This window comes from Enterovirga sp., from assembly GCF_028290205.1.
Lineage (GTDB): Bacteria > Pseudomonadota > Alphaproteobacteria > Rhizobiales > Beijerinckiaceae > Enterovirga.
This window is the reverse complement of the sequence record NZ_JAQGKF010000201.1, coordinates 1-5,554: the sequence shown is the minus strand read 5'-3', so window position 1 is coordinate 5,554 and position 5,554 is coordinate 1. Positions and strand designations below refer to the sequence as shown.

Here is a 5,554-nt window from a genome sequence, read left to right as displayed (position 1 = left end):
CCATCCTCCAGGCCGTGAACGAGGTCCACCTGCCGGACGGCATCCGGGCCGAATTCGCGGGCGACGCCAAGGATTTCGCGGGCAGCGCCGGCGAGTTCGGCATCCTGATCCTGGCCGCGCTGGTGGCGGTCTACATCATCCTGGGCATCCTCTATGAGAGCCTGGTCCACCCGCTGACCATCATCTCGACGCTGCCCTCGGCCGGCCTCGGCGCGCTGCTGGCGCTGCAGCTCGCCGGCATGGAACTCTCCATCATCGCCCTGATCGGCCTGATCCTCCTGATCGGGCTCGTGAAAAAGAACGGCATCATGCTGGTGGACGCGGCGCTGGAACGCGAGGCGCAGGGCGAGGAGCCCGCGCAGGCAGCCGTGTCCGCCGCCATCGACCGCTTCCGGCCGATCCTGATGACCACCTTCGCGGCCCTTCTCGGGGCCGTGCCGCTGGCGATTGCAACCGGCGTGGGGGCCGAGATCCGGCGTCCGCTCGGGATCACCATCATCGGAGGGCTGGCCGTGTCGCAGATCCTCACGCTGTACACGACGCCGGCCATCTACCTGCTGCTCGGGCGGCTGCACCGGGCCAGCAGCTCGCGGCGCGAACACCCGCTCGGCCACGCCTCCCCGAGGGTCTGAAAACCGTTTACGGCCAAGCTTGACGGGCTTGGTTCGGCGTGAGAATGAACGTTCATTCTCACCGCAGCCCGCGCAGATGCTCCAGGCCCATCCCGACCTCCCGGACCGCAAGACCCGCATCCTGGATGCGGCCGAGCGCTGCTTCGTGCGGGAGGGGTTCCACAAGGCCACCATGCAGGACATCGCGGCCGAGGCCGGGATGAGCGCCGGCAACCTGTATCGGACCTTCCCGTCGAAGGACGCGCTGGTCGAGGGGCTATGCGAGCGCGACCGCCGCGACGTCGCGGCCGACTTCGCCGCCTTCGACGGCGACGGCGATTTCATGGCGAATTTCGTCGCGCTCGGCCGCAAGCATTTCGAGGACGAGCCGCGCGACAAGGCCGTGCTCTGCCTGCAGATCTGGGCCGAGGCGGCCCGCTCGCCCGCCGTCGCGGGGCACGCGGCCGCCTTTGCCGAGGACGTGACGGCGCGGCTGACGGAACTCCTGGACAAGGCCCGGGCCGAGGGCCGCGTCCATCCGGGCGTCGATCCGCGCGCGGTTGCGCTGCTGATCATGACCCTGGCGGACGGGCTCCTGGTCCGCCGGGCCGTGGTGCCGAGCTTCGACGCCGCCCGCGAGGTGCCGGCTGTTCTCAACCTGATCGGCGCCGTCGTGTCCGGCGGCCTTGCCGCCGCCTGCGTGGCGCCTGTGGAGACTGCGCCATGAAGCCGTCGCGCCTTGTGGCTCTTGCCCTCGTCGTCGGAGGGGCGGCCTGGATCGGCTCGGGCGTGCTGGGACGCGACGCGGCCAAAACCGCCCATGCCGATGCGACCCGAAGCCCGGCCGCTCTGCCCCGCTTCAAGGTCGCCGTGCTGCCGGCCAAGGTCGAAATGCATCGGCGCCGCGTGGTCCTGTCCGGCCGGACGGAGGCGGACAAGCGCGTGATGGCGGTGGCCCGCGTGTCCGGGGTGGTGCTGGAGCTGCGCGTGCGCCGCGGCTCCGTGGTCAAGGCCGGCGACGTGATCGCGGTTCTGTCCGACGAGGCCCGCGAGGCGCAGGTCATGCAGGCGCGCGCCAGGCTCGAACAGCGCAAGGCCGAGGCGACGGCCCGGCTGCGCCTGATCGAATCCGGCAATTATCCGGCCATCAACAAGCCCCAGCTCCAGGCCGAGCTCAGGTCGGCCGAAGCCGGCCTCGCCCAGGCCGAGGCCGAGCAGAAGAAGGGCGAGATCACGGCCCCGATCTCCGGCGTCGTGAACGAGGTTCCGGTCGAGATCGGCCAGGCCCTGCAGGTCATGATGGCCGGCGCCAACGTGGCCGAGATCATCGCCCTCGATCCGATGCTGGCCGTGGTCGAGGTGGCCGAGCGGCAGCTCTCGGGCGTGGCCGTGGGTGGACCCGCCGAGGTCAAGCTGGTCACGGGCGAGCGCGTCGAAGGCCGCGTCCGCTTCGTGTCGAAGCGGGCCAGCCAGGGCACGCGCACCTACCGGGTCGATGTGGAGGTCGCAAACAAGGACGGCCGCATCCCTGACGGCGTCACAGCCGAGGTCGACCTGCTGCTGGCCCCGGTGCCGGCCGCCCGCGTGCCCCGTTCGGCGCTGACCTTCTCGTCCCAGGGCCGGCTCGGCGTACGCCACGTGGCCGAGGATGGCCGGGTCGCGTTCGCGCCCGTCGCCATCGTCGAGGACGTGATGCCGGAGCTGTGGCTATCGGGTCTGCCCGACGGGGCACGGGTCATCGTCGAGGGCCAGGACTTCGTGAAGGAGGGCGAGGCGGTCGAGGTCACGCCCGCCGCGGCGCAGGGCTGACGGGGCGGATCCGGCCATGAAGAACCCCGTCGATTACGCGATCAGCCATGCGCGGCTGACCCTGTCGGTCCTGCTCTTCCTCCTGGTGGCGGGCCTGTCCGCCTACCTGTCGATCCCGAAGGAATCGGAACCCGACATCAAGGTTCCGATCGTCTACGTGAACGTCACCCAGCGGGGCATTTCGCCGGAGGATGCCGAGCGGCTGATCCTGCGCCCGCTCGAGACCCAGCTCAAATCCGTCTCCAACATCAAGGAGATGCGAAGCCAGGCCTTTGAGGGCGGCGGCTTCGTGCTGGTGGAGTTCGTGGCCGGGTTCGACTCGAACCGGGCGCTCGCCGACGTCCGGGCCAAGACCGACATGGCCAAGAAGGACCTGCCGCGCGACGCCGACGAGCCGGTCGTCCAGGAGGTCAACCTCTCGCTCTTTCCGATCATCGTGGTGGCGCTCGGCGGCGACGTGCCGGAGCGGACGCTGCTGCGCTTCGCCCGCCAGTCGAAGACCATGCTGGAGGGGCTGCCCGGCGTGTTGTCGGCCGAGCTCCGCGGCGCCCGCGACGAGGCGGTCGAAATCATCGCCGAGCCGATGCTGATGCGGAGCTACGGCATCGCGCTGAACGACCTCATCGGCGCCTTCTCGGCGGGCAACAGCCTGATCGCGGCGGGCGCGCTGGAAAGCGCCTCGGGCCGCTTCGCCGTGAAAGTGCCGTCGCTGATCGAGACGCCGGCCGATGTGCTCAAATACCCGATCGCGGCCTCGGGGGCGGCCTCCGTGACGCTCGGCGACGTGGCCGAGGTCCGGCCGACCTTCAAGGACGCGACGTCGATCACCCGCATCAACGGCAAGAGCGCCATCACGGTCGAGGTGGTGAAGCGGACGGGCGCGAACCTGATCGAGACCGTGGACGGCGTGAAGGCCGCCATGACCCGGATGAAGGAGACATGGCCCGGCACCGTCCAGGTCTCCTTCATGCTCGACAAGTCGAAGACCATCCGGGACATGCTGCACGAGCTGCAGAACAGCGTCATCACGGCCGTGCTGCTGGTCTTCGTGATCATGCTGGTGGCGCTGGGCGGCCGCGCCTCCGTGTTCATCGGCATCGCCATCCCGGCCTCGTTTCTGACCGGCATCCTGGGCCTGCAGATGGCCGGGCTGACCGTGAACATCGTGGTCCTGTTCGCGCTCATCCTGGCCGTCGGCATGCTGGTGGACGACGCCATCATCGTGTCCGAATTCGCCGAGCGGCGGATGGCCGAGGGCATGGACCCGCGCGCCGCCTATTCGCTGGCCGCCAAGCGCATGGCCGGGCCGGTCATCTCGGCCACGGCCACCCGGGTCGCGGCTTTTTCGCCGCTCATGTTCTGGCCCGGCATCGTCGGCGAGTTCATGAAATACCTGCCGCTGACCCTGATCGCGACGCTGTCGGCGTCCCTCGTGGTGGCGCTGTTCTTCACGCCGACGCTCGGCGCCCTGCTCGGGCGGGCCAATGCCGGGCCCGTCCACGACGATCGCATGTCGGACCGGGGCCCCTACATGCGGGTGGTCAAGGCCGCCCTCGCTCGCCCCCTCGCTGTCCTGGCGCTCGCCGCCGCCATGCTGGTCGGCATCGTGATGCTCTATGGCCGCGTCGGCCACGGCGTCGAGTTCTTCCCCAATGTCGAGCCGGATTTCGGCCTGGTCCAGGTTCGCGCGCGGGGCAACGTGTCGATCGCCGAGAAGGACGGCCTCGTCCGGACGGTGGAGGCCCGGATGCTCGGGATGCCCGAACTCGCAACCGTCTATGCCCGCGCGGGTGCGGGCCAGCGCGGCTCGGACGAGGTGACCGAGGACACCGTCGGCACGATCCAGTTCGAGTTTGTCGACTGGCGCCGCCGCCGTCCCGCCTCCCGCATCATGGACGAGATCCGGGAGCGGACGCGCGACATCCCGGGCGTGATCATCGAGGTGACAAAGCCGCGGGCCGGACCGGCGACGGGCAAGCCCGTCACCGTGCAGCTCTCGGCCTACGACGCCGCGCTGCTGCCGGAAGCGGCCCGCCGGACCGCCGCGATCCTGCGCGCCCGCTCGGACACACGCGACATCGACGACGGCCTGCCCCTGCCCGGGATCGACTGGACGCTCAAGGTCGACAAGGCCGAGGCGGCGAAATTCGGCGCCACTCCGGCCTCGGTCGGCGCCGCCGTGCAGCTGGTCACCAACGGCGTCAAGGTGACCGAGTACCGGCCCAACGACACGGACAAGCCGGTCGACGTCCTGGTGCGGTTCCCGGAACACCGCAGGAGCCTCGACCAGCTCGACCAGCTCCGCATCAACACGCCGGTCGGCTCCGTGCCGATGTCGAACTTCGTCGTGCGTGAGGCGGCCGCCAAGGTCGGCCAGATCAACCGCGTCAACTCGATGCGGGTGGTGACCGTGACGTCGAACGTGGGCGAAGGCGTGCAGAGCGCCGTGGTCCAGCAGGAGGTCGCGGCCGCCCTCGCCGGCACCGATCTCGGCCCGGGCGTGACCGTCCGGATGAAGGGCGAGGACGAGGAGCGGGCCAAGGCCGGGGCCTTCCTGATGAAGGCCTTCGGGGCGGCCCTGTTCCTGATCTTCGCCATCCTGCTCGCGCAGTTCAACCGGTTCACCAGCGTTCTGATCACGCTGTCGGCCGTGATCATGTCCACGGTCGGCGTGCTGATCGGGTTCATGGTGATGGGCCAGCCGTTCGGCGTCGTGATGGGCGGCATCGGGGTCATCGCCAATGCGGGCGTGATCGTGAACAACAACATCGTGCTCATCGACACCTATGACCGGCTTCGGGAGGAAGGCGTGGCGGCCCGCGAGGCCATCCTCGAAACCTGCCGCGAACGCGCCCGGCCCGTCGTGCTGACGGCGGTCACGGCGGTGCTCGGGGTTCTGGCCGTCGCCTTCGGGGTGAACATCGATTTCGTCACCCGCGACATCGCCATCGGGGCGCCGTCCACCCAGTGGTGGATCAACCTCTCGACCGCCATCGTGTTCGGGCTGGGCTTCGCCACGGTCCTGACGCTCGTGGTCACGCCCGCCATGCTGATGGCGCTGGCCAACCTGTCCGCCTGGCGGGCCGCCCGGGCAGCGCGGCGGGCCGAACGGCGCCGCGCCCGTCGGGAACAGG

4 protein-coding genes are annotated in these 5,554 nt (G+C 69.9%); all 4 read left to right on the top strand.

Annotated features, from left to right (window positions below):
• On the top strand, positions 1 to 632 hold a 632-nt coding region (locus tag JWR86_RS13920), incomplete at its 5' end, for an efflux RND transporter permease subunit (RefSeq protein ID WP_299566640.1).
• 76 nt (positions 633 to 708) lie between these two features.
• On the top strand, positions 709 to 1,338 hold the full coding sequence (locus JWR86_RS13915; protein WP_299566638.1) for a TetR/AcrR family transcriptional regulator: 630 nt from the start codon (positions 709 to 711) through the stop codon (positions 1,336 to 1,338).
• The gene (locus JWR86_RS13910) at positions 1,335 to 2,420 is read left to right on the top strand and encodes an efflux RND transporter periplasmic adaptor subunit (protein ID WP_299566636.1); all 1,086 of its coding nucleotides are present in this window, start codon (positions 1,335 to 1,337) and stop codon (positions 2,418 to 2,420) included. Before JWR86_RS13915 ends, JWR86_RS13910 begins: the two co-directional genes overlap by 4 nt.
• Before the next feature lie 16 nt (positions 2,421 to 2,436).
• Positions 2,437 to 5,554, top strand: a 3,118-nt coding sequence (locus tag JWR86_RS13905; RefSeq protein WP_299566634.1) for an efflux RND transporter permease subunit, incomplete at its 3' end; no start/stop codon positions are given.

What these genes read in the sequence shown, in the direction of transcription:
- JWR86_RS13910 (WP_299566636.1), top strand. Translation starts at nt 1,335, where the DNA reads ATGAAGCCGTCGCGCCTTGTGGCTCTTGCCCTCGTCGTCGGAGGGGCG.
- JWR86_RS13915 (WP_299566638.1), top strand. Translation starts at nt 709, where the DNA reads ATGCTCCAGGCCCATCCCGACCTCCCGGACCGCAAGACCCGCATCCTG.